This is a genomic window from Acrocarpospora macrocephala (genome assembly GCF_009687865.1).
GTDB classification, from domain to species: domain Bacteria; phylum Actinomycetota; class Actinomycetes; order Streptosporangiales; family Streptosporangiaceae; genus Acrocarpospora; species Acrocarpospora macrocephala.
Window position 1 is genome coordinate 138,833 of record NZ_BLAE01000006.1, and the last position, 19,746, is coordinate 158,578.

At 70.1% G+C, this 19,746-nt stretch carries 37 protein-coding genes; 1 reads left to right on the forward strand and 36 read right to left on the reverse strand.

All coding sequences use genetic code 11. The features are described from left to right. Positions 1 to 2 precede the first annotated feature (2 nt). From Amac_RS05150 to Amac_RS05215, 15 genes are all read right to left on the reverse strand, one after another. A complete protein-coding gene (locus Amac_RS05150; RefSeq protein WP_155353148.1) occupies positions 3 to 983 on the reverse strand; it encodes a hypothetical protein in 981 nt (326 codons plus the stop codon). A gap of 32 nt (positions 984 to 1,015) precedes the next feature. Then, positions 1,016 to 1,384, reverse strand: coding sequence for a hypothetical protein (locus Amac_RS05155; protein ID WP_155353149.1), 369 nt, complete (start codon positions 1,382 to 1,384; stop codon positions 1,016 to 1,018). Further along, a complete protein-coding gene (locus tag Amac_RS05160; RefSeq protein WP_155353150.1) occupies positions 1,381 to 1,776 on the reverse strand; it encodes a hypothetical protein in 396 nt (131 codons plus the stop codon). The genes Amac_RS05155 and Amac_RS05160 overlap by 4 nt, the downstream gene beginning before the upstream one ends. Next, positions 1,773 to 2,300, reverse strand: a complete 528-nt coding sequence (locus Amac_RS05165) for a hypothetical protein (protein ID WP_155353151.1) — start codon at positions 2,298 to 2,300, stop codon at positions 1,773 to 1,775. The genes Amac_RS05160 and Amac_RS05165 overlap by 4 nt, the downstream gene beginning before the upstream one ends. Further along, positions 2,297 to 2,683 (reverse strand): hypothetical protein, encoded by a 387-nt coding sequence (locus Amac_RS05170; protein ID WP_155353152.1) that lies wholly within the window; start codon positions 2,681 to 2,683, stop codon positions 2,297 to 2,299. The genes Amac_RS05165 and Amac_RS05170 overlap by 4 nt, the downstream gene beginning before the upstream one ends. Continuing rightward, positions 2,680 to 3,177 (reverse strand): hypothetical protein, encoded by a 498-nt coding sequence (locus Amac_RS05175; protein WP_155353153.1) that lies wholly within the window; start codon positions 3,175 to 3,177, stop codon positions 2,680 to 2,682. Before Amac_RS05175 ends, Amac_RS05170 begins: the two co-directional genes overlap by 4 nt. After that, the gene (locus Amac_RS05180) at positions 3,174 to 3,512 is read right to left on the reverse strand and encodes a hypothetical protein (RefSeq protein WP_155353154.1); all 339 of its coding nucleotides are present in this window, start codon (positions 3,510 to 3,512) and stop codon (positions 3,174 to 3,176) included. The genes Amac_RS05175 and Amac_RS05180 overlap by 4 nt, the downstream gene beginning before the upstream one ends. Then, positions 3,509 to 4,213: a helix-turn-helix domain-containing protein gene (locus Amac_RS05185; RefSeq protein WP_155353155.1), complete on the reverse strand. Its 705-nt coding sequence runs from the start codon at positions 4,211 to 4,213 to the stop codon at positions 3,509 to 3,511. The genes Amac_RS05180 and Amac_RS05185 overlap by 4 nt, the downstream gene beginning before the upstream one ends. Continuing rightward, the gene (locus Amac_RS05190) at positions 4,210 to 4,431 is read right to left on the reverse strand and encodes a hypothetical protein (RefSeq protein ID WP_155353156.1); all 222 of its coding nucleotides are present in this window, start codon (positions 4,429 to 4,431) and stop codon (positions 4,210 to 4,212) included. The genes Amac_RS05185 and Amac_RS05190 overlap by 4 nt, the downstream gene beginning before the upstream one ends. After that, the gene (locus tag Amac_RS05195) at positions 4,428 to 4,844 is read right to left on the reverse strand and encodes a helix-turn-helix domain-containing protein (RefSeq protein WP_170322329.1); all 417 of its coding nucleotides are present in this window, start codon (positions 4,842 to 4,844) and stop codon (positions 4,428 to 4,430) included. The genes Amac_RS05190 and Amac_RS05195 overlap by 4 nt, the downstream gene beginning before the upstream one ends. Further along, entirely contained in the window at positions 4,841 to 5,170 is a 330-nt protein-coding gene (locus Amac_RS53495; RefSeq protein WP_170322330.1) for a helix-turn-helix domain-containing protein, read from the reverse strand. The genes Amac_RS05195 and Amac_RS53495 overlap by 4 nt, the downstream gene beginning before the upstream one ends. Then, a complete protein-coding gene (locus Amac_RS53500) occupies positions 5,167 to 5,619 on the reverse strand; it encodes a hypothetical protein (RefSeq protein WP_170322331.1) in 453 nt (150 codons plus the stop codon). Before Amac_RS53500 ends, Amac_RS53495 begins: the two co-directional genes overlap by 4 nt. Next, positions 5,616 to 5,981 carry a hypothetical protein gene (locus tag Amac_RS05205; RefSeq protein WP_155353159.1) on the reverse strand — a complete coding sequence of 122 codons (366 nt, stop codon included), beginning with the start codon at positions 5,979 to 5,981 and terminating at the stop codon, positions 5,616 to 5,618. The genes Amac_RS53500 and Amac_RS05205 overlap by 4 nt, the downstream gene beginning before the upstream one ends. Positions 5,982 to 6,190: 209 nt before the next feature. Next, positions 6,191 to 8,737 (reverse strand): bifunctional DNA primase/polymerase, encoded by a 2,547-nt coding sequence (locus Amac_RS05210; RefSeq protein ID WP_155353160.1) that lies wholly within the window; start codon positions 8,735 to 8,737, stop codon positions 6,191 to 6,193. Positions 8,738 to 8,857: 120 nt separating this feature from the next. Beyond that, positions 8,858 to 9,136, reverse strand: a complete 279-nt coding sequence (locus tag Amac_RS05215) for a helix-turn-helix domain-containing protein (protein WP_155353161.1) — start codon at positions 9,134 to 9,136, stop codon at positions 8,858 to 8,860. 167 nt (positions 9,137 to 9,303) lie between these two features. Here Amac_RS05215 and Amac_RS05220 point away from each other — a divergent pair, with 167 nt between their 5' ends. Then, entirely contained in the window at positions 9,304 to 9,837 is a 534-nt protein-coding gene (locus Amac_RS05220; protein WP_155353162.1) for a hypothetical protein, read from the forward strand. A 56-nt stretch (positions 9,838 to 9,893) separates the two neighbouring features. Here the strand turns inward: Amac_RS05220 and Amac_RS05225 are convergent, their stop codons facing one another. The 21 genes from Amac_RS05225 to Amac_RS05320 all read right to left on the reverse strand — a co-directional run bounded on the left by Amac_RS05225 (position 9,894) and on the right by Amac_RS05320 (position 19,744). Further along, positions 9,894 to 10,268 (reverse strand): hypothetical protein, encoded by a 375-nt coding sequence (locus Amac_RS05225; RefSeq protein WP_155353163.1) that lies wholly within the window; start codon positions 10,266 to 10,268, stop codon positions 9,894 to 9,896. After that, positions 10,261 to 11,163: a helix-turn-helix domain-containing protein gene (locus Amac_RS05230; RefSeq protein WP_155353164.1), complete on the reverse strand. Its 903-nt coding sequence runs from the start codon at positions 11,161 to 11,163 to the stop codon at positions 10,261 to 10,263. The genes Amac_RS05225 and Amac_RS05230 overlap by 8 nt, the downstream gene beginning before the upstream one ends. Then, on the reverse strand, positions 11,156 to 11,497 hold the full coding sequence (locus Amac_RS05235; RefSeq protein ID WP_155353165.1) for a hypothetical protein: 342 nt from the start codon (positions 11,495 to 11,497) through the stop codon (positions 11,156 to 11,158). Before Amac_RS05235 ends, Amac_RS05230 begins: the two co-directional genes overlap by 8 nt. Next, positions 11,494 to 11,739: a hypothetical protein gene (locus Amac_RS05240; RefSeq protein ID WP_155353166.1), complete on the reverse strand. Its 246-nt coding sequence runs from the start codon at positions 11,737 to 11,739 to the stop codon at positions 11,494 to 11,496. Before Amac_RS05240 ends, Amac_RS05235 begins: the two co-directional genes overlap by 4 nt. 72 nt (positions 11,740 to 11,811) lie before the next feature. Beyond that, positions 11,812 to 11,943, reverse strand: a complete 132-nt coding sequence (locus tag Amac_RS57180; protein ID WP_281356246.1) for a hypothetical protein — start codon at positions 11,941 to 11,943, stop codon at positions 11,812 to 11,814. 354 nt (positions 11,944 to 12,297) lie between these two features. After that, the gene (locus tag Amac_RS05245) at positions 12,298 to 13,371 is read right to left on the reverse strand and encodes a helix-turn-helix domain-containing protein (RefSeq protein WP_155353167.1); all 1,074 of its coding nucleotides are present in this window, start codon (positions 13,369 to 13,371) and stop codon (positions 12,298 to 12,300) included. After that, positions 13,364 to 13,684 (reverse strand): helix-turn-helix domain-containing protein, encoded by a 321-nt coding sequence (locus tag Amac_RS05250; protein ID WP_155353168.1) that lies wholly within the window; start codon positions 13,682 to 13,684, stop codon positions 13,364 to 13,366. Before Amac_RS05250 ends, Amac_RS05245 begins: the two co-directional genes overlap by 8 nt. Beyond that, positions 13,681 to 13,926 (reverse strand): hypothetical protein, encoded by a 246-nt coding sequence (locus Amac_RS05255; RefSeq protein WP_155353169.1) that lies wholly within the window; start codon positions 13,924 to 13,926, stop codon positions 13,681 to 13,683. Before Amac_RS05255 ends, Amac_RS05250 begins: the two co-directional genes overlap by 4 nt. Beyond that, positions 13,926 to 14,123, reverse strand: a complete 198-nt coding sequence (locus Amac_RS05260) for a hypothetical protein (RefSeq protein ID WP_155353170.1) — start codon at positions 14,121 to 14,123, stop codon at positions 13,926 to 13,928. Before Amac_RS05260 ends, Amac_RS05255 begins: the two co-directional genes overlap by 1 nt. Beyond that, positions 14,120 to 14,302, reverse strand: coding sequence for a hypothetical protein (locus Amac_RS05265; protein WP_155353171.1), 183 nt, complete (start codon positions 14,300 to 14,302; stop codon positions 14,120 to 14,122). The genes Amac_RS05260 and Amac_RS05265 overlap by 4 nt, the downstream gene beginning before the upstream one ends. Beyond that, entirely contained in the window at positions 14,299 to 15,324 is a 1,026-nt protein-coding gene (locus tag Amac_RS05270) for a DNA translocase FtsK (protein WP_155353172.1), read from the reverse strand. Before Amac_RS05270 ends, Amac_RS05265 begins: the two co-directional genes overlap by 4 nt. Then, on the reverse strand, positions 15,321 to 15,878 hold the full coding sequence (locus Amac_RS05275) for a hypothetical protein (RefSeq protein ID WP_155353173.1): 558 nt from the start codon (positions 15,876 to 15,878) through the stop codon (positions 15,321 to 15,323). Before Amac_RS05275 ends, Amac_RS05270 begins: the two co-directional genes overlap by 4 nt. After that, entirely contained in the window at positions 15,875 to 16,057 is a 183-nt protein-coding gene (locus Amac_RS05280) for a hypothetical protein (RefSeq protein WP_155353174.1), read from the reverse strand. Before Amac_RS05280 ends, Amac_RS05275 begins: the two co-directional genes overlap by 4 nt. After that, a complete protein-coding gene (locus Amac_RS05285) occupies positions 16,054 to 16,902 on the reverse strand; it encodes a hypothetical protein (RefSeq protein WP_155353175.1) in 849 nt (282 codons plus the stop codon). The genes Amac_RS05280 and Amac_RS05285 overlap by 4 nt, the downstream gene beginning before the upstream one ends. Beyond that, positions 16,899 to 17,306 (reverse strand): hypothetical protein, encoded by a 408-nt coding sequence (locus Amac_RS05290; protein ID WP_155353176.1) that lies wholly within the window; start codon positions 17,304 to 17,306, stop codon positions 16,899 to 16,901. Before Amac_RS05290 ends, Amac_RS05285 begins: the two co-directional genes overlap by 4 nt. Then, positions 17,303 to 17,641, reverse strand: coding sequence for a hypothetical protein (locus Amac_RS05295; RefSeq protein WP_155353177.1), 339 nt, complete (start codon positions 17,639 to 17,641; stop codon positions 17,303 to 17,305). Before Amac_RS05295 ends, Amac_RS05290 begins: the two co-directional genes overlap by 4 nt. Next, complete coding sequence (locus Amac_RS05300; RefSeq protein ID WP_155353178.1) at positions 17,634 to 18,197, reverse strand: RusA family crossover junction endodeoxyribonuclease; 564 nt, start codon at positions 18,195 to 18,197, stop codon at positions 17,634 to 17,636. The genes Amac_RS05295 and Amac_RS05300 overlap by 8 nt, the downstream gene beginning before the upstream one ends. Further along, positions 18,194 to 18,655, reverse strand: coding sequence for a hypothetical protein (locus Amac_RS05305; protein ID WP_155353179.1), 462 nt, complete (start codon positions 18,653 to 18,655; stop codon positions 18,194 to 18,196). The genes Amac_RS05300 and Amac_RS05305 overlap by 4 nt, the downstream gene beginning before the upstream one ends. Next, positions 18,652 to 18,858 (reverse strand): hypothetical protein, encoded by a 207-nt coding sequence (locus tag Amac_RS05310; RefSeq protein WP_155353180.1) that lies wholly within the window; start codon positions 18,856 to 18,858, stop codon positions 18,652 to 18,654. Before Amac_RS05310 ends, Amac_RS05305 begins: the two co-directional genes overlap by 4 nt. Further along, positions 18,855 to 19,325 carry a hypothetical protein gene (locus tag Amac_RS05315; protein ID WP_155353181.1) on the reverse strand — a complete coding sequence of 157 codons (471 nt, stop codon included), beginning with the start codon at positions 19,323 to 19,325 and terminating at the stop codon, positions 18,855 to 18,857. The genes Amac_RS05310 and Amac_RS05315 overlap by 4 nt, the downstream gene beginning before the upstream one ends. Further along, the gene (locus tag Amac_RS05320; protein WP_155353182.1) at positions 19,322 to 19,744 is read right to left on the reverse strand and encodes a hypothetical protein; all 423 of its coding nucleotides are present in this window, start codon (positions 19,742 to 19,744) and stop codon (positions 19,322 to 19,324) included. The genes Amac_RS05315 and Amac_RS05320 overlap by 4 nt, the downstream gene beginning before the upstream one ends. Between the last annotated feature and the right edge of the window lie 2 nt (positions 19,745 to 19,746).

Consider the following 19,746-nt stretch of genomic DNA (forward strand, 5'->3'; position numbering starts at 1 on the left):
GGTCAGTTCCCCTCGTTGACAGGCTCGCTGGCCATTCGGGCCACCGCGTACGCCGCGTGGGCGACGCGCTCCCGTTGCGCCGCCGACAAACCCCCCAGCACGCTCCGCACCCCATCGCTGTCCGCCCGGCACGCGTGATGAACCGCCTGCTCAGCCGCACGCGACACGATCAGGGCTTCCTGCCGCGCCCGATGAGCCGCAACCTGCGCAGCCACACGAGCACGCGCATCCGCAGACGCACCCAACGTCAGATCGTCAAGCTCCTGCTGGCTGTACTCGGCCCGGCACGACCGGCACTTCGCACCATCCGGCCGACCCTCCCAATCCACCACCTCCACCAACTGACGCAACCCGCACGCGCACGGCGTCGACAACGGCCGCGCCGGCGCGTCGCCGTCGGTGAGCGCGGCCCGGCACCGCCAGTGCAGGTGGAAGAGCTCCAGCGCGGCGTCGGCACCGCCCATCTCGACCACCTCGCCGTCCCGCATCATCGGCTCGGCCTGGAGGGCGATGAGCGCGTCGACACGCGGCGTGAGGATTTTCACGGCCTGGTCGACGGCGACACTGTCGCGGCGGCGGCGCGAGTTCTCGGTGTCCAGTGGGGAGAGCCTCGCGACGTCCCGGACGCGCTCCTCCCACGAGACGAGGGTGGCGACCAGGAGCCGCAGCAGCTCATCCGCTGAGGTGTTGAGCGGGATCGGCGCCGACTTCGACGTGGACACCTTCGGCCCGCCGGCCGAGCCCGCGCCGGTGACGAGCAACTGCTGGTGGAGGCGGACGTACATGCGCGGGAACTGGGTGATGACGAACTGGAGCGCGTCGCGGTCGGTGTCGCAGAGCGGCCGCGGCGACCATGCGGGTTCCCGCTTCCCGGTGTCGGGGTCGATGGTTGCGGCGCTGCATCGCTGGTCGCGGGCGCAGGGGCGGGTGCCGTCGTTCGTGTGTGCGCGGGGTTCGGTTGTTGCCGCGCGAGGTTGGGTCACGTTGGGTCCTTCCGGGGGCGGTGGCGGGCGTTTCAGGCGCGGCGCGAGGGATTGGGTTCTGGTCCGGCAGATTCGCCCTCAGGGCCTTGTGGTGGCCCGTCGAGGGCGCGACTGGTGGGGCAGGGCCAGACGATCCCGCATTGGACGCACCCTGACCCGGGCCGGTCGGTACGTGGGCCTTTGTGCAGGGCGCGGACGCGGGCGAGCCGGACTTCCAGGCGGCGGTTGATGGCGGTGAGCCGTTGGGCGACGTTGGTCTCGGTTTCCAGGTCTTCGCGGAGCTGTCGCAGCTCGGGTAGGGCCAGCACGTCGGCGGCGATCTGCTCTACCGGCCTGCGGAGGATCATGTTCTGGCCGATGGTGTCGGCGATGCGCTGGCGGAGGTCTTCGGTGGTGGTCATCGCTGTTCGCCTGCCTGGCCGGTCACGGGCGGGTTGATGGTTCGGGCGAGGTCGCGTAGCTGGGTGACGATGCGGCAGGCGTGGTCCTCGCACGGCTCGCCGTCGACATGCGGGCGGCCGAGGGCGGGATAGTCCGTGAGGAAGGCGGCGGCCGTGTCGAAGAGGTCGGCGAGCGGGGTGCGGGCGTCGAGCAGGCGGGTGAGGTGGCGGGTGGTCCCGCTGTAGCGGGCTTCCAAGATTCGGCAGTCGGGGCACGGCCCGAAGTGGTGGTGGGTCTCCTCGCACAGGAAGAGGGCGACGATGGTGCCGCGCCTGCCGTCGAGGAGTGGGGCGTGGGCGGTGCTGGCGGCGCGCAGGCGTTCGGCGGCTGTGGTGAAGTCGTCGGGGGTCATCGGTGTTCGCCTGCCGTCCCTGAGTTCTCCATGCGGGGGAACGCCTCTGGGTGAGTGCTTTTCCACTCGACCCAGCGCTTCATCGGCTCGTCGCTGACCGTGTGGGTGCGGTCCATCACCTCGACCAGCGTCATCGGCCCCGCCCAGTTCGGCCGGTCGTCGAGGTCGGTGCCGCGCAGGCGGGGGAAGACGGGCACCCAGACAGGCCCCCTGGTCCACGACACAACCCGGTAGGACCAGTCGTCGTCGGCCCACTTGTGGAAGATCTTCGTCGGGGTGCCGCTGTCGATGTCGAATGGACGCTCCGCGAGCTTCGCCTTCCAGGTCTCGTTGAACCATTGCTCGCGGTACTCGTCGATGAAGCTGGCGAGTTGGCGTGCTTCCAGGTCGGTGGGGCGGGCTTCGGATTCGCGGTCGAAGGTGGCCGTGTACTTCCAGTTCGGGCTGAAGGAGGTGACGGGGATGCGGAGTTCGGTGAGCGGGTCGTCGCGGTCGGCGTCGTACGGCCAGTCGGTGGTGGTCACGGCGTGATCCCTTCGTATTCGCACCACGCCCGCGCTTGAGCGAGCAGCCCGGCGAGGTTGCAGCCGTAAAGCGTGATCGGCCCGTCGAGGTTGAGGGCGACCCGGATCACGGCGGTGCCCTGGTGTTGCGCGGCGCCGATGGTGATGTCGACTCCGGCGGCGATGAGCCAGTGCAGGAGGGCGGTCGACCGGTCGATCATGACGTCGCCGAGTGCCGCGACCGGGTCGACGAGTTGGACGAGCCCGTGCTTGATGAGCCCTTCCAGCAGTCGGGCGACCTGGTCGTCGGGGACGCGACTCCACCTTCGGCCTGGCGGTCGGCCGTTGCGGTCGTGTTCGGTGGCGGCGTGGATGGCTGCCAGGAGCTGGTCGGGGATGGTCATCGCTCTTCTCCGGCGGCGGTGATCTTGGGTCGTGCGAGGTGGACGACGTAGCAGGCCCCGCACGGTCCTGTGCGGATGTGGACGCCGGGTGTGGCTCCGTGCCAGTGCCGTTTGCCGCATTCGGGGCAGGTGATGACGGCGAGCCGGGGCGCCGGGTAGATCACGCTGCGGACGCCGTACACGAGCTCTGCGGTGACGCGGGCCGTGATGATGCACACTTCGGCGCGTGCTGGTTGCCGGGTGTGGACGCACACGACCGCACACCGGTTGGGGGCGTGGCAGAGTCCGCGGCCTTCCGCTTTCCCGCAGACGAGGCAGGCCGGGGCGCAGGGTTCGGCGTTCCAGGCTTTGTCGCGCTTGAGGCGTTCGAAGCCGAGGAGGTGACGGCGGCGGGGGCGAACTATGTCGGATTTGGAAACTGTTGGCGCGGGCTTCGGCTCCTGCTCGGGGAGGTCCCAGAGGCCGGGCTGGTCGAGGGTCGCGGCGCGGCTCACGGCTCCCGCCCTTCCGCGACGGTGACCAGGGTCCGGGCGGCGACGTGCGCGAGATGCGCGGCCTGCAACTGGAAGTAGCCGTCCTTGACGCCGATGGCGGGCATGTTGGGCGGCGTCCACCCGCACGCGCAGACGAGGGTCCACCAGGTGTGTTCCTTACGGCCCCGGCCGGAGAGCTTCCCGTCGAGATCGGCCCGATGGGCGCGGATCTCCTCGGCATGCTCAGGACAGCCGTGGGTGTAGATCGCGTCCGCCCAGCCGGGGGTCAGCTTCGGCGCGGTGGTGCAGCAGCCCGCGTGGTCGCACCGCCAGATGGTGATCGTGGTCGTCGTCATGAGCCGTCTCCCGGGGGGTCGGGCTGGGTGGTTGGGACCGGCGCGCTCGAACCGGTCTGCGCGGCGCTGAGATCGCCCGTGCCGGTTCCGGAGCCCGCCACGTCCGTCAGGTCGTCTCGGGGCGCGCTTGTGGCTGAGGCGGCCTGTGAGGGCCGCGTGGCGGGTGTTGCGGGCTTCCCCTCAGCGAGGGCGGCGAGGAGCCTGGCGACCAGCAGGCACTCGGCGCTGGCGCAGCCGCAGGTGCCGTGCGCCTCGACATAGGCCCCGGCCGCGCTCTGGACCGCAGCGCGCAGCTGGTCCCGTTCGGCCTCGGCCCGTTCCGCCCGCTCCTCGGCCGCGCGGCACTGGCCGAGCAGGCGCGCGCAGCCGGTGCAGGTGGTCTCCCAGCAGATCGCCGACTCGTAGGCGGCCACCTTGGCGCGCAGCTGCTCGGTCTCGGCCTGCTCGTCGCGCTGCCGCCGATACACGCTCGTCGGCGCGACCCGGTCATCACCCAGCAGCCAGCCGACCGTGACGCCGTGCGCCTCAGCGATGAGCGCCAGGTCGAGAGACGTGAAAGACCGCGTCCCGCTCAGACCGCCCTCGATCACGCCCGGGTCCAGATCGGCCAGCACCGCGAACTCGGCCGCAGTGAGGCCGCGTTCCTCGAAGAGCTGGCGGACCCGGGCGGCCGGCGCGACTTCGGCCCGCTCGGCGCTCATCGGCTGCCGTCCGAGTGCACCGGGCAAAAGCTGTCGGCGATCACGATCGGCTCGACCCAGTCGGCGTCGGCCTGGTCGCCGATGACCATGCAGGTGCATCGCGGATCCCGCGACCGCCGCGGCGGCGGGCGCTCGTCGGCGAACACCCGTCGGCCGAGCGCGATGATCCCGGCCACGGCGAGGGCGGCTATCGCGAGCAGGGCGAGGGTCTCGGTCACGGCGTCTCACCCGCCTCGTCGTGGCGGGCCAGCACTCGCCCACACGCCTCCACGTCCCTGCGCAACCGCGCCCGGGCCGCGTCGAGCTCACGCGTGGCTTGGCGGGCGGACTCGATCAGCCGCACCTGCACCTCGTCGCCGGCCTCGGCCGCGGCCTCGATGAGGGTGCCGGGCGCGGCCAGGAGAACGGCGGGCGTCGTCGCCAGCGCCGCGGCGAGCGCCTCCAAAGTCGCGACGGTGATGTTCTGGCGGCCCGTCTCCAGGTTCGCGATGGAGGAGCGGGTGAGGCCGACCTGGGCGGTGAGCCCGGCCTGGGTGAGACCGAGGGCGGTGAGCCCGGCCTGGGTGAGACCGAGGGCGGTGCGCAGGGCCAGGACGTTACGGCCGAGGATGGCCTGGATGGCCTCGGTCACGGCGCCACGTCCTCGACCGGCACCAGCTCGACCCGCACGCCGTAAATGCTGAGCAGGTCTTCCAGGCGGCGAGGCAGCAGCCGGATCGTGCCGTTCTCGATCTGGTGGATGCCGCTGACAGCGCAGCCGAACTTCTCGGCGGCCTGCCCCTGGGTGAGGCCAGCTTCTTCGCGGGCCTGCCGGAGCCGGACGTGCAGCGGGACCGGCTGTGCGCGCGAGCTTTCGGCCGGAACGTTGTCCGTGGTGGCGGCGTCCTTGCGGGCGAGCGCGTCCGCGTGGGCGTTGGCGGCTTGGGTGATGCGCTGGCGGAAGTTGGTGGCGTTCATCGTTCTTCTCTCGGGTGGTGGACGACGTACGGCGTCCCGCACGGTCCGACGCGGATTTGTGTGGTGGTCCCGCCGTGCCAGTGGAGCTGGCCGCAGCCTGGGCAGATGACGTAGGCGAGGTAGCCGCCGCCGGGTGCGGGTGTGGCGGTGACGTGGTCGGTCATTTGGAGGAGGCAGACGTCGACGGGCGCTTTGCCGTCTTTGCGTCGGGGTCGCGGCGTGCCACAGACGACGGCGCACTCGCCTTTGGGGCAGATGCCGAAGCCTTCGGGGCGCTCGCATACGAGGCATGTCGGGAGGCAGTCGACGGGGTGCCAGTGCTCTTGGGCGGGGTGCCGGGGGGTGCGCCTCGGCTTCTCGGGCGCCTTCGGCTTGGCCCGGGTCCGGGACTTGGGCGCGGGCGGAACGTCCGGGCCCCACAGCGTCTCCTGCTCGATGGTGGCGGTCATCGCGTCCGGCTCTTCGCTCCGGCCAGTGGCAGGACGAGCTGGTGGTCGAGGTATTCGCCGTCGGGGTCGTCGGCGTACGGGTGGTCGAAGTTGTGGACGAGGTTGCTCAGGAAGAACTGGATTTCCTCCCAGGAGTGATGCCAGCCGTCTGCCTCGGGGTAGGCGGTGCCGAGCCACTTGGTGAGGGCCCGGTCACAAGCGCCCTTGTGGGCGACGAAGACGGGGCTGGTCTGGCGGGGGTCGGTGCGGCGGGCGTAGAGGAGGTTGCCGCTTGCGGTGACTTGCTTGCGGCAGGTGTCGCAGATGAACTCGGGGCAGATGAGCGCTTGGGGTGGGCCGTTTCGGATGACGAATTCGATCATTGGTTGGGTGCTCCCCTCCCGGGTCTCGAAAAGGTGGACAAAGGTGGACGGTGGACATGCCGGGCGGAAGAAAAAAAGTTTCTGCAAAACTGCTAAAACCCCTGAACAGGGAAAATGAGTTTGAAAATATGTCCGCGTGTTAAGGGGCTTCTGAGGCGTCGGTGGACATGTCCACTTGTCCACCTCTGGGGTCGTGTCCACCTGTCCACTCATGCCGGCATCGAGTCCCCGGGAGTGAGGGCGTCACCCTCGACAGCAAGCCAGCCGCGCGCCTCCGCGAGCGTGACCGCCATCGCGAGACAGCCGCGGTCGCGTGAGGCTGTGTCCTTGTTGAGGGCGCCTCGGGTCATCGACCCGGCATCCCGGACGCGCTTGGCGACGCGACGAGCAACGCGTTCGACGTCGTGCTCGGTGGCCGCCTTGGCGGTGTGCGCCCGCACCTCACGCTCGATGTGCGCCCGGGTCTTCTTCTCGGCGTCCTCGGCGATCTGGCGGGCGCCGTACTCCAAGAGGTAGTCGCGGAGTTCGCAGGAGGTGCGCCACATGATGGTGGCGAGCTCCCAGTCGTCTTCTGTGACGTTGAGCCGGTTCTCCAGGATCGCCAGCAGGACGGAGAGCTTGACGAGCATCAGCGGCCTGTGGGAGTCCAGAGGCGGCAGCTTCACGGCGCCGGTGGCGCGCGCCCGGTCCTCTTCGCGGATCGCCTTGACGAGGGTGGGGGCGAATCGTACGCGCGGATTGGTGCCGAACCCGTGGCGGACGAGCGTGAGGTTGAGCGGGCCTGGGTCTTCGACGATCTCCTCGGGGATGGAGGGGTCGGTGCTGCTGACCCAGAGGAAGCGCTGCGGGGTGCCGGCGGCGACGTCCTCCAGGAGCGGCAGCGCGGTTTCGGGCTGGAAGCCGACGACGAGGCCGAGGCTGTAGCTGCCGGATTCAATGACCCGTGTGTTGATCTTGTTGCCGTTGAACTGGCCGATGGTGCCGCCGGTCCAGGCGCGGCGGATCGACTCGCCGACGGTGGTGCCGTTGCGGCCGAACAGCTGCTTGGTGAAGCTCTCGCCCTCGTCGGCGTAGAAGAGGGCGTTGTGGCGCACCTGCATGCGGACGCGTTCGGTCTTCTGGGTGCCGCGCCGCGGGCCACTGATGAACATCTCGCCGGTGGCCTGCTCTCGCTCCCCCATGTACGCCTCGGCGATGCCTTCGCCGGAGCCGAGCGGGAGTTCGTCGAGGAAGTCCAGCAGCAGGGGCGGCGGGAGTAGCTGACGCGGGATCCACGCGGCCGACGACTTCCCGGACCCGGAGGGGCCGAGCAGGATCACGAACAGGTTCGCGGACGCGGGCGAGCCCACGCCGGTGTCCGCCTTCAGTTCGGGCGGGAGCAGGCTAGATAGGCGGGCTAACAGGCCGCCGAGGACGATGTCTCCGGATCGGGATCGGGCGTGGGCTGCCTGCCTGATGTGTTGCAGGACGGGCCGGGCCGCCCAGAAGTCTTCGGGCAGCATGCCGCGGCGGCGGACGGGGCCTTTCTCCCAGTCGGCGTCGTCGGGCTCATCGTCCTCATCGCCCTCGTCGGGTTCGTAGGCCTGGTCGTCGGCGGGGTGGGGTGGCAGGTCGGCGTGGCTGCTGGCCACCGGGCGGGGGCTGCGCTGGGTCCCGTACCCCTGGGCGTAGAGCTGCTTAGCGGCGGCGCTGAGCGTGGCGGGGGTGACGGTGCCTTCGGTGAGGAGGGTGTGGGCGGCGAACTTGCTGTACGGGACCTCCGCCTCGAAGACGGTGGAGGTGGAGAAGACGTAGAGGTTGTCGGCGCCGTTGCGGCCGGTGGTGGCGGAGACGCCACGGTCCTTCCCCGCCCGTCGCCAGTAGGTGACAGAGCCTCGCGTGCAGGTCTTGGTCCAGCCGATCGAGATCAGGATCTCGTCCCAGGTGGTCCGGTTGTTGAAGTCGTCGCCGGGCCGTAGCCCATCCCGGGCCGCCCCTTCAGCGCGAGCGGTCCGGGTGTATGCCTGTGTGGGCTCTTCGCGGGCCGCGGGCATCTGGTCGAGCGCGGCGGCGAGGCGGTGGAGGGCGTCGCGCTCCTCAGGGGTGATGGTGGGGATGGTGTCGAAGCCGCCGGCGGTGAGCGCCCAGCCGCGACCGCTGGCGTGAGTGCGTCCGGCGGAGGGGGCGATGACGACGAAGCCGCCTTCACCGCGGGTTTCGATGAGGACCTGGGGGACCTGCTCGCCGCGTATGACCTGGTCGAGTTTCTCCTGGCGCTTGGCCTTGCGCTTCCGATCGCGTTCCTTGTCGATGTCGGCCTGCTGCTGCGCCTTCCATGCGGCGAGTTCTTCGGGGGTGGAGGGGCGGCGGGCCAGTTTGGTGTTCTTGGAGACGGGTCCGCCCACCCGGTAGAGGAGGTGGACGCCTCCGGAGGGGGTGGTCTCGCGGTAGCCGTTGGCGACGCGTGCCCACAGGTCGTCGAGTCCGGAGTCGTTGGCGATGATGCCGATCTCTTTGACGAGTCCTTCGGTGATGGCGCGGCCTTCGAACTCCAGCATTTCCAGGTTGCCCGATATCCGGCCGCAGACGACGCCGAGGCCGTCGTATCGGCCGTTGGCGAACCAGCGGTCGAGCTGGTCGGGGGTTGGGCGTGCGGTTTCGTACCGCTTCCAGGAGGCACCGTCGGGCCATGGCTGTTTGGTGCCGTTGGTGGCGGCGGGGATCAGGCACAGGCCGTTGGCGTGTGCTTGGCGCGCGGTGTCGCGCAGGGGTGTCACGGCTCGCCTCGCGTGCCCGCGGGTTCTGCGCCGCTGGACTCCCGCCGGCGGTGCTGCTGGTGGTTCAAGTGCCCCCCTGTTGTGGTGCTGGCTGGTGTGACCGCGGGCCCCTGACGGCGGTCAGGGGGTGGGGGCGGTTCTTCGAGGGGGCTGGTCCTGGTCGGCGATGTAGGGGGCGAGTGCGTTGCGCAGCTGGCGGAGGTAGAGGACGCCGGCGAGCCGGTAGAGCACGTCGACGCTGGGCATGGCCTGGCCGCGTTCGACGCGGGATAGGTGGGCCATGTCGATTCCGGCGAGGGAGGCGGTGCGGCGGAGGCTGAGGCCTTGCTGGAGCCTGGCTTCGCGGAGACGGGAGTGTTCCTGGGTATTACCAGTTTCTGCCCTGGTGGACACAGACATGAGATCACCCTAGTGGTAGCGATGAGTTCAGGGCAACGTCAAAGCCTGGATCTGGTTGTGTAAACCCAGGCTCGCCGCTTAGGCTCCGCGTTGTGTCTGAATCATCAACGTGGACGGTCAACGAGGTTGTGTCGTATCGATTGGCGTTGGCCCGGCGGCGCGCGGGCTTGACGCAGGAGGAGGCCGCGGCCCGCTTCAGTGAGGCGACCGGGCGGAAGTGGACGAAGAACAGCGTCGGCGCCGCGGAACGCGCCCGCGAGGTCGGCCGGCTGAGGGAGTTCAACGCGGAGGAGCTGGTGGCCTTTGGCCGCGTCTTCGGTGTGCCGGTGGCCTTCTTCCTCCTGCCGCCGGACGACACCGGGAAGGATCAGGAGTTCCACCTGGGCCCGGACGGCCAGACGGTGACGCGCCTGAGCCTGCTCTCCTCGGTGCTGCTGTTCCGCCCGTCGAGCCTGTTCGTGGACGATGCGAACGCTGCAACGCGTGTGCATGGCCTGTCGTGGTCGCCTGCGCATCCGTCCTGGTACCGCCCGGAGGACGACTTCGTCCCGGAGGAGCCGGGCGTCGAGTACGAGCCGCCGCGCCCGACGCCGGCCGCTGATGACGCGGGTGTGATCGATGGGGCGCAGCGCCTGGAGGTGTTGCGGTTGCTTGACAGAATCCGCCGGGTTGTGTCGCCGCAGGATGAACCGCCGTTTTGACCGCCCCTCCCCGTCCTCCTTCTGCCGGCTATCCCGGCCTGCCCGGCTACGCCCGCTCATCGCCCGCCTCCGATGCCGACCAGGCTGGGATCCCACCGGCGAACCTTGATGATCGACTTGACGACGCCCTTTGCGATCAGGTGGTCGACGAAGAACTCCGGCTCGCCGCGGTCCTCGTACGGGCCGATTTCGAGTTCGTCGCCTGGTGGTGCGCAGGCGAGGATGCGGATTTTGCCTCGGTCGTCGAGCATCCAGCGGCAGGGGATCCACCAGGCGTAGAGGGCGGGCTGGCTGGAGTGGAGGGCGCACTCTTGGAGCCAGGCGCACCACAGGGGCGCGGGCTTCTTGGGCCGCGGCGGCTTGGGTTTGAAGAGGGCGAGTTGTCCGGCGCCTGCCCGGCCGCGGCGGGCGTTGAGGGCTGTGTCACCCATCGGCCCGGCCTCCCACTGGTCCGGCCGCGGACCCGCACGCCGTGCAGGTGAACCCGGCAGGCGGCGCCCCTTCGCACACACCGCATTCGAGCGCGGCCAACTTCGCCACCGGCACCGCGAACACCTCGGCCAGGGCGACCAGCAGATCGGCGGGGATCTTGGAGTGGAGTGTCTCCACGTTGGCGAGCGTGCTGCGGTTCGTCAGCCGTCCCGCCCGGGTTAGGGCTGAGGCGAGCTGCTCAGCCGACCAGCCGCGCGCCCGGCGGAGCCGTACTATCCGCTCGGCCAGGATCCGGTTGAGGTTCGCGTACTTGGGCGGGCTGTCGGGCATGCAAGCTTTCCTCTCGCCGACGGGGGAATCCACGCCGTGCCAGAGCGCCTGGCACTTGTGGCGGGCGCGGCGTAGCAGCGAGGCGTAGGAGTGGTAGCCGAGGCCGAGCGCGGCCGCCGCGGCGGTGTAGGTATGGTGCTCGGCCAGGGCCGCCAGAACGCGTTGTTCGCCGGGGGTGAGGCGCGGCCAGATCTGGGCGAGCGCGACGCGTTCCGCGGCGGCGTCTGGCTCTTGCGGGTGCCAGCCGGCGCCTTCCCAGTAGCGCATGAAGCCGCGCCGTTTGCCTCCGTCGGGGTGGGCGCCGTGGCGGTGGCGCTCGTCGGCCACGGCCCGGTTGACGGCCTTCCACCCGGCTGCCGTGAGGTCGCCCCCAGTCGGGCGTTCGGCAGCGGCGACGAGGGCTTCGGCGATGGCGTGCCAGGCGGCGTCGGCCCGGTCTTGGTAGTTGGTGCCGGTGCCGCGTGCGGTGCGTACTGCGGCGTGGGCGAGGCGGTCGAGGTCGCGCATGGTGTAGCCGTGCCGGGCTTCCAGGTCGGCTGGGCTGGTGGTGGTGGGCTCACGCATCGGCGGCCACCACCTGGCAGCACTTGGCCTCATCCACGCTGGGGCATCCGTGGATGCACCATGTGCACCGCCGGTCGTGGCAGTGTTCGCCTTCCTCGTCGGCGCACTGTTCGGGGTCGCAGCGGCAGTCGGCGCACCGGAAGGGCTTGCGCAGCTGGTCGAGGCACGCCCGCTCGTATTCGGCCTTGTACCGCTCGCGCGCCTGCTCATCGGTGAGGCCACTGCCGTGGGGGGCGGGTTGGGTGAGGTGGAAGTAGCGGTCGATGACCGTGTTCCAGCACTGCCCGGTCATCTCGTGGTGGGTGCGGTGCAAAAGGCAGTCGCCGAGGCTCATCCGCGTGCCTTGGGGTTCTCGCTGCGGCCGTACCCGGCTTCCAGTTCGTGGAGGCGGCGCAGGAGGCTGCGCAGGAGGCGCTGGTTCTTCTGGTACTGGGCGCGGTTTCCGAGTAGGAGTCCGCCGATCGTGGCGCTGAGGACGGCTTCGTCGGTGTCGCCGGTCAGGAGGTGGAAGAGGGAGAGGGCGAAGAGGATGGCGGCGATGATGGCGAGGACTTTGGCGGGGTTCTTGTGTGGCATGACGGGCCTTTCTGGTCAGGGTGTGGGGTTGGGTGCCGTGCCGCCCCCGAGCGGCACGACACCGGAGAAGGGCTAGACAGAGAGCTGGGCGAGAACGGCCACGGTGGTCACCACGGCGAACACCACCAGGACCAGAGCGGCCGACTGCCACCAGGGCCGTCGAGGGAACCGCATGTTGCGCCGCGGCGGCCCACCGAAGGCCATCAGTTCGCGTCCGCGACGAGCGAGATCGGCGTGTTGACCTTCATCGGCCGGTCGAACTGCAGGTAGTCGAGCGTCGTGGTGACGAGCATCCCTTCAGGGGTGAAGAAGAAGATCCCCGGCTCGCGATCGCCATAGGTGGCGTCGTCTCCGGCGGCGGTGACCATCTGGTAGTCCACGCAGCCGTCGCCGCACATGTCCCGATACTCCTGCTCGGGGAGGAGCTGGGAGTCGGAGGAGGACACCTTGCCCTTGGCCACGTAGTGGGCGACGACCAGGCCGTGGTCGATGATGTAGATGTAGCTGAGCCGGTTCGCGTCGCTATCGCGCTTAAGCTTCTCCGCCACGTTGATGCGCTCAGTCGGGGACTTGGCCACCAGTCCGGACGGGAACGGGACCGCGTTCTCGGCGGCCTCGTAGTTGGCGCGCTTCTGCTTGATGTCGTCCGGGATGCCGCTGCAACTGGTCACGACGAGCGCGGCGACAGCGAGGGCGAGAGCGAACCGCTTGGTGGTGAACATGGTCATTTCTCCAGGGGGCTGGGGACGCGGTCAGGCGTCGCAGTTGGGGGTGGACTCGTCGATGCGGGAGGGCAGTGGCCTGGGTGTAGCCGGTGCGGTTGCCCAGTTCGGTCTGCGTCCAGCCGAGCTGCTCGCGGGCGGCGCGGATTCGGGCGCCGACGCCCGGGCGGTCGCTGACGGTGAGGGCCAGGTCGTGGTCGAGGATCTGGGTGAGCGGCCCGTCGGGGTCGATTCCGCGCGCACGGGTGGCCTCGACCAGCTCGCCGAGCGCGGCCTGGTCTTCCTCGGTGAGCGGCTGATCGGCCATGACGGCGACGTGGCCGCCGGGGGCATCCACGACTTCGCACGAGAGCGGCCGGTAGCCGCCGTGCTGTTCGCCTTCGTGGTCGAGCGCCAGGTCGATCAGGTCCCCGAGCGTGAGTACCTGGTCGCTGGGGCGCGGCTCGCTCTCGTGCACCTCCGGGGTCTCGCAGCCGTCGTGGGGGCAGGTGAGCCAGACGTCGCTGTGGGATGCGACCACGTAGCGGTCGAACTCGTTGGGGCCGACGGCCGCCGCGACGGGCTCTCCGTCGGCCGCGCCAGTCCGGCACCGATCAAAGGCCCAGGCGGCCCCACAGCAGCAGGCGTAGCCGCCGACGGCGCCGTTCTCCGTGAAGTGGTGGCGTCCGCAGCGTTCACGCGGGTCGTCAGCCCCGTTGCAGGGCTGCAACGCCTCCGGGGCCGGAGTGGGGGCATCCACGTTGAGCTCTCCTTCTGTACTGGTGATGCCGAGGTCCGCGTGCGCGCGGGCCAGAGAGATATCGACGCCGTGCACGGCGATCTGGCGGCTGGTGCGCCGGCAGTCGTCGCACGGCTTGGGGCAGACGGGGCCGACGCGGAACATGCGGCACCACGTGATGAGTTCAGCCATCGTCGCCAACGCCCAGCGCCCCCAGCGCCACCTCGGCCAGCCGCGCCAGGTACACCGGGTCCTCGCCCAGCTCTGGCCACTCGGCAACAAGCGCGGCCTGAATCAGCTGCAGGCCGTCACGCGGCCCCACGACCGCACCGGCGAGGTACGCCCGATAGGCATTGACGGGCACCCGGTAGGTACGGCCGATGCGCAGGCAGGGCAGTTCGCCCGTGTGTATGAGCCGGTAGATGCTCATCTTGGACAGCCCGAGCTCGGTGGCGATCGTGGCCGCGTCCAGGTATTCGGCGGATGCGTTCTTCTTTGTGGTCATGAGGTGGGCCTGCACTCGGTCTCGTCGTCGTCCAGCGGCCGGTCGTCGGGGAGGGTGTAGGTGGCGTTGCCGATGACGCCGATGCGGCCGCCTTCCGGCCAGCTCGCGATCGTGGGGTCCTCGCCCTCGACGACCATGGGCGTGCTGCCTGTGTAGTCCTGCAGCACGAAGCCGCACCGCTCACAGGTCTGGTAGAGGCCGCCGAGCTGGGCGGGCCCGGCGATGTGGATGGTCGCGCTCATTAGCGGCCCGCCCTTCTGATTCGGCGTGCCAGCCACCATTCCCGGACGCCCACGCAGGGCAGGATGAGCCACCAGAAGGTGGCGGTTACGAGCCATGCCGCCATGTCGAGGGCATCCTGAGGAGCCCGCCACCGACAGAGGCCGAGTCCGGCGGCTTGGATGGCGGCGAGGGTCAGCACGCCGAGGAGGAAGTTCACCGGCTGCTCGCGATTTCCAGCGCCATGGCGCGCTCGTACTCAGCCGACCGGCCGATGGCCCGCCAGAAGTCGCGCTCTGCCTCCCGGCTCTGCCGCTCTTCGGCCGCGGCCCGCTTGTCCGCGCGCCGCTCGCGCATCGCACCGCGGTAGTAACGTCCGCACCAGATCGGTGGCCTCACTCGACACCAGCCCCGGCATCGCCCGAACCGGCGTCCTCCGCCAACTCGCCCGCTCGCACCCGCTCCAGCGCCTCAGCGAGCCCGTCCGGCTTGACCAGCACCTCGCGAGGCTTGCTCCCGTCGGGCTCGCCGACGACGCCGTACATCTGCAGCAGGTCCATCACCATGGCCGCCGTGCCGTAGTCCACCTTGAGCTTGCGCTGCAGGAACGACGTCGAACCGAACTGCGTCGTCACCAACAGCTCGGCCGCCCGAACGACCATGTCCTCCTCCGGCGGCACCGGCGTCGCGTCCTGCACGACCAGCGAATCGCGCAGGTCCACGTGCTCTACGTCCTTCAGGTCGTCAAGCCACGCCGACTCCCGCAGCAGCGCCTCTGGCTCCGCGTCCGTCCACCGCATCCCCCAGAGGCCGATGAACGACCCACCAGCCGTGACGAGGATCGCGTCCCGCTCTTCGGGCAGGAAGAAGCGCGGCGAGTCGTAACGGGAAGCCTTGGCCCAGCGGGCGAGCGCCCAATCGGCCACGCTGAAGGTCGGCGGCGCGGGGACGAGCGGGCGGGCAGTAAGCCGGGCGAGGGTACCGCGCCAGGAGGTGTGGATCTTCGGTAGGTCCGTGGGGGTGCAGTCGGGGAATTCCAGCCGTTGCCCGGTTTCGGAGTCGATCCGCAGCATGAGGCCGCGGCCTTGGCCGCCGGGCAGCGAGGTCTCCTCGACGATCAAGCGCAACCTGGGGTCGGATTTCTTGGTCGGCTTGAAGACGCGCAGCAAGTTGGTGGCGTCGCCGCGGTCGATGCTGATGTCGAACTCGTCGACGGGCTCGTCGATGTGGTGGCGGGTGGCGGCGAGGGTGACGCGGTCGGTAGCCATGGCGGCGAGAACCCCGGTGCGGGCGTCCTTGCTGGGGCGGGCTTCGAGGCGGACGACGTTGTACTCCGGCCAGTCCTTGTCGGTGGATGCGTGCGGGAGGACGGGGACAAGGAGTTCGTGGAGCTCGCTGGTGGTGAGGTCGATGCGCGTCATTCCGTTGGTCCTTCGGGGGTCCAGTCGGGCGGGGTGGGGACGGTGCGGGGGTGAACGGTGAGCAGCAGGGCGGTCGCCCGCGCGGTCTCATCGAGTGCCCAGGTGATGGCCGTGCCAGCCGGGGAGCGGATGGCCCAGGTGAGGCCGGTCGCGTAGGTGCGCCATGCCTGCCAGAGGTCGTCCATGACCGCGAGGGAGCAGTCGGGGGTGACGAGGTAGACGCGGCGGAATTCGCCGACGGTGTGCTCCCAGCCGTTGGGCATGGCCTGGTGTTCGCGCGGCAGGTCGAGGATCGGCAGCATCCTCTGCACGACGAGGGCGGCGCTGAAGCCTTCGCGTTCGGCGGGTGTCAGTGCGCCTTTGGTGGTGATGGTGTAGCGGCCGTCGGTGGCGGCCAGCTGCTGGCTGGTGGCGGTGGGGAGGAGGATGCAGCCGTAGGACCAGGCCGCGTATCGGTCTCCCGAGGTGGGGTGGGTGGCGAGGGTGAGGGCGGCGGGGTCGCCGGAGGCGGTCTTGGCCATCTTGGCGAGGGCGGGGACGGTGAGGCGCGTCATCGAGCCTCCCGTAGTTGCGCCTCGTAGCGTTGGCGGGTCCGCTCGGAGATGCCGACGGTTTCGGCTGCGAGCTCGCGGTCGTTGCCTTTGGCGAGCAGGCGGGCGTAGTGGTTACGTCGCGCGTCCCGGGCGGCCGCGGTGGCGGCGGCGCCGAGCTGGGCCGGGGTCGGGGGCATCATGACGCCGCCTGCCCCTGCTTGAGCCGCCGGACATGCTCGCGTGCTCCGGCGGCGATGAGTGGCGACAGATCGCCCTGCTTGTAGCGGGCCGACCAGCAGCGCGAGCTTTCCTCGTCGTCCATGTCCGCAGCCCGGCGCTCCACCTCGGTCTTCAGGTCGGCGTCCGGAAGGTCGATCAGGTCGTCATCCCAGGCGAGCGGCGGCAGCCAGCCCTTCGTTTCGGCCATGCGTCGCGCCCTGGTCGCGGATCCGCCCACCGGGGCGGGGTGCATGGACAGCTGGTTGTAGAGGTCGCGGACGAGCCGGGCGGTCGCGGCTTGCACGGTGGTGGTGGCCGGGTGGGCCAGGGTCGGCATGTTGGTGGGGATCCACCCGATCCGGCGGGCGAGTTCGGACAATGACCAGCCGAGCGCGACGAGGGCTTGGACGCGGCGGCGGGTGCCGGTGGCGTCCACGGGCGTCTTGGCGCTGAGGACGTCGAGGCTGGGCTGTACGGCGAGGATCTTCGCCTCGGTTTCGGGGCGGATCCGTGCGGAGGGCGGCTGCTCGCCCAGGCCGTACAGGAGGCGGGAGACGGCGCCGTTGGCGACTCCGGAGAGCGCGGCGGCGCGTTTCCAGCCGATGCCGTGTTTGGCGAGCATCTTGAGGTGGGCGCGGGCTGGTGCCGCGTCCACGTAGGCGGGTGGGGCGGCTCCCCATGCTCGTTGCGCGGTCACCCGGTGGTATTGGGCTTGGGCTTCCGCGTTGGCGGCGCGGCAGGGGGTGCACCGGCAGGGTCCTGGCTGGTCGTGTTCGTCGGGGCCGTGGACGTACCGGTTTCGGGTGCCGTGGGCGCGGGTGCTCATGCCGCCTCGCTCTGCTGGGTCAGCCGGTCGGCGAACTGCCGGGCGAGGGCGACCTCGTCATCCGGCACGCCGAGCGCTTCGATCACGTCCGGCGCGCCGAGCAGGATCGCGGCGGCTGCCGCCTTGATCCGCTCGCGGCGCGCGATGGCGTGGCCCTGCGCGTCGGCGTAGGGGATGTACGTCAGGGCGGCCTCCCGGGTGACGCCGCCGGGAAGCCCTGCATCGGGGTTGGGGCGTGCCGGCTTCGTGAGTGCGGGCTTCGATGAGGCGGGGGCCTGCTTGCGCGGGCCTCCCCGCTCCGCCTCCAGGCACGCCTCACAGGCGTCCACCTTGCGGTAGAGGTGCTGCTTGTAGCCCGCCCGGGTGCCGTGCTTGATCCCCTCCTCCTGGCCGATGACGCTCATGCGTCCTCGCCTTCTTGCTGGGCGGCGAGGATCCGGCGTCCAGCGGCGGCCAGCCGGTAGACGTGCCGGTCACTGCAGTCGAGATGGCCGGCGATCCATTCGATGGAGTAGCGGCGGTCACTCAGCTGGGCGGCCTTGATAGCGGCGGCGATCACGGCGGGCGTGGTCGGCTCCCAGGGCGGCTGCGTCTCCCGGGGTGCGGGCGGGCGGGGCGGGATGGCGGGCTTTCCGGCGCGCCGCCATCTCTTGTGGCAGCCTGCGAGGAGGTGGTTGCCGTGGTTGTGTCCGGTGCGTTCGCAGCCGCACCGGCAGGTGATGATCGCGCCTTTACCCATGGGTCACCGCCTGCGGGGTGAGCGCCCAGATGCGGATCACCGCGCCGGGCACGTGCAGCGTGTCCGGCCCTTCGAGCGCGTACCTCTTGGCGACCGACACGTCCACCACGCGGCTGTCGTCTTCCCACACCCCAGCCTCGGTAAGAGCGTCCTCGGTAGAGCGGAGAATTTTCGAGGCGTCCGGGTAGCCGATAGGGCGGACGGGGGCGGCGTCGCGCAGCAGATGAGCGTTGCGTCCCGTCCGGTAGTGACTCTTCGGCCTGGTGAAAGTGAAGGTGATGTCGAGGGCTACCGCGCCCGTCAGGCGGACGAGGGAGACCTGTCCGATCCCGCCGTAGAGCACGGTGCTGCGGGCTTCCATGGCGGCCAGGGCGGCGGCTTTGACGTCTTGCCGCCATGGCTTGACCTTCTTGCTGGATTCGACCATGACGCCGTTGCCGACGTGGCGTTTGCTGCCTTGCGGGGCTGGGGTGCCGTGGACGGTGATGGTGATGTCGGGTGCCGCCTCGGCCGGGGAAGCGGCCGAGGCGGAGATTGCGGCGGTCAGGTCGATCACGCGGACCGTCCCTCGATCTGGGCGGCGATCCGCTCCTCAGCGGCGAGCGCGGTGTCGATCGCAGCGGTCACGTCGGGCGGGTAGATCACCTTGCGCAGGTCGCGGGCGGCTTCGATGGAGCCAGTCGTGCCCTTGTCCTCCCACGCCTGGAGCTGGAGGGCGAGCTGGTCGAGCAGGTGCTGGTGTCCGGCCTTCAGGTAGGCGTGGTCGGCACGCTCGAGGTTGAGGTCGGCTAGGTGACGCCCGGCGCGCTGTTCGGCCGCGTCCAGCTGTTCGCGGGCGCTGCGGACACCCTCCTGGGCCTGGTCCCGCTCGATGATGAGGTCGTCGACTTGGGTTTCGGCGTCGTTGGCGAGGGCGTTGACGTCGTCGAGGTCGCCTTTGCCTGCCTTGTAGCCGCTCCAGCCGCCGATCATGAAGGCGGCCCCGAGGGCGAGGATGATGAGCGTGGCGGTCATGGCTTCTCCGGCGGGTCTTTGACGAGGAGGTCGGTGGGGAGGACGTGGTCGAGGTCGACGAGGCGCTTGAGGGACGGTCGCGGACGCTTCCGGACGTTCCCGGACGGTTTCGGACGTGTGCGGATGGGGCGGCGTAGGCCGTAGGCGAGTCCGCCGACGACGAGCAGCCACCACGCGAGCTGCGGGATGAGGTCGGGAGTCACCGGGCCACCTCCCCGGCGGGCGCTTGAGCGTCGTTGAGCCGCCCTTGGGCTTCGAGCAGCGCGGCCTCCAGGCGGGTGTTCTCCCGCTCCAGACGCTCGTTCTCGGCCCGGAGGTCGTCCCACTCGATGACGTGCGGTGGTGTCCGCCCGGCCTCCCGCCAGGTTTCGTCGCGGTAGTTGTCGCAGGGGTGGCAGGAGCCGCACGGGCCGTCAAGCAGAGCGCGAAGCCGAACCACCTCGGCGACCAGTTGGGGCATGGATGCGCGGGCGTCCGCGATGAACTGGGCCAGCTGCTCGCCGTAGTCCGGGACGGTGGCAATGAGGACCTCGCCGGAGTGGGAGGCGACGAGCCAGACGAGGTAGCCGTTGGCGTCCTCGCCGGGCTGGTAGGTCCACGGCGGGTCGTAGGACTCGGGGATGGTCGTCTGGATTTCGGCGAGGCGGTCGTCGGGCAGGGACTCGTTCACTGACCGTTCACCTCCGCAAGGGCGGTGCACGTCTCGCACGGCCCGTCCCAGATCGGCGCGGTCTTCTCGGTCGGACTGAGCCCGGCTTGGAGTTCGGCCCGGCGGAGGCAGGCGCTGGATGTGAGGTCGTGCCCGACGCGCGCGGCGAGCACGTCGATCACGGCCTTCTGCCGGGCGACCTCGGCCAGCAGGTCGGGGATGTCGTCCTTGGCGTGGGAGATAAACTCGCCCAGCGCCGACTCCTCCTCAGATCCGGCTTCGCCCCAGACGGTGATCGACGCGACGTTCTCGGCCATGCCGCCGTCGTCGGGGAAGACGAGCACGCAGTCATCGCCCAGGTAGCGCCATTCGCCTGCGGTGGCGTGCAGGTCGAGGGCTTCGCGGCGCTGCTGGATCTCGGCGCGGCGGTCGTCTGTCATCG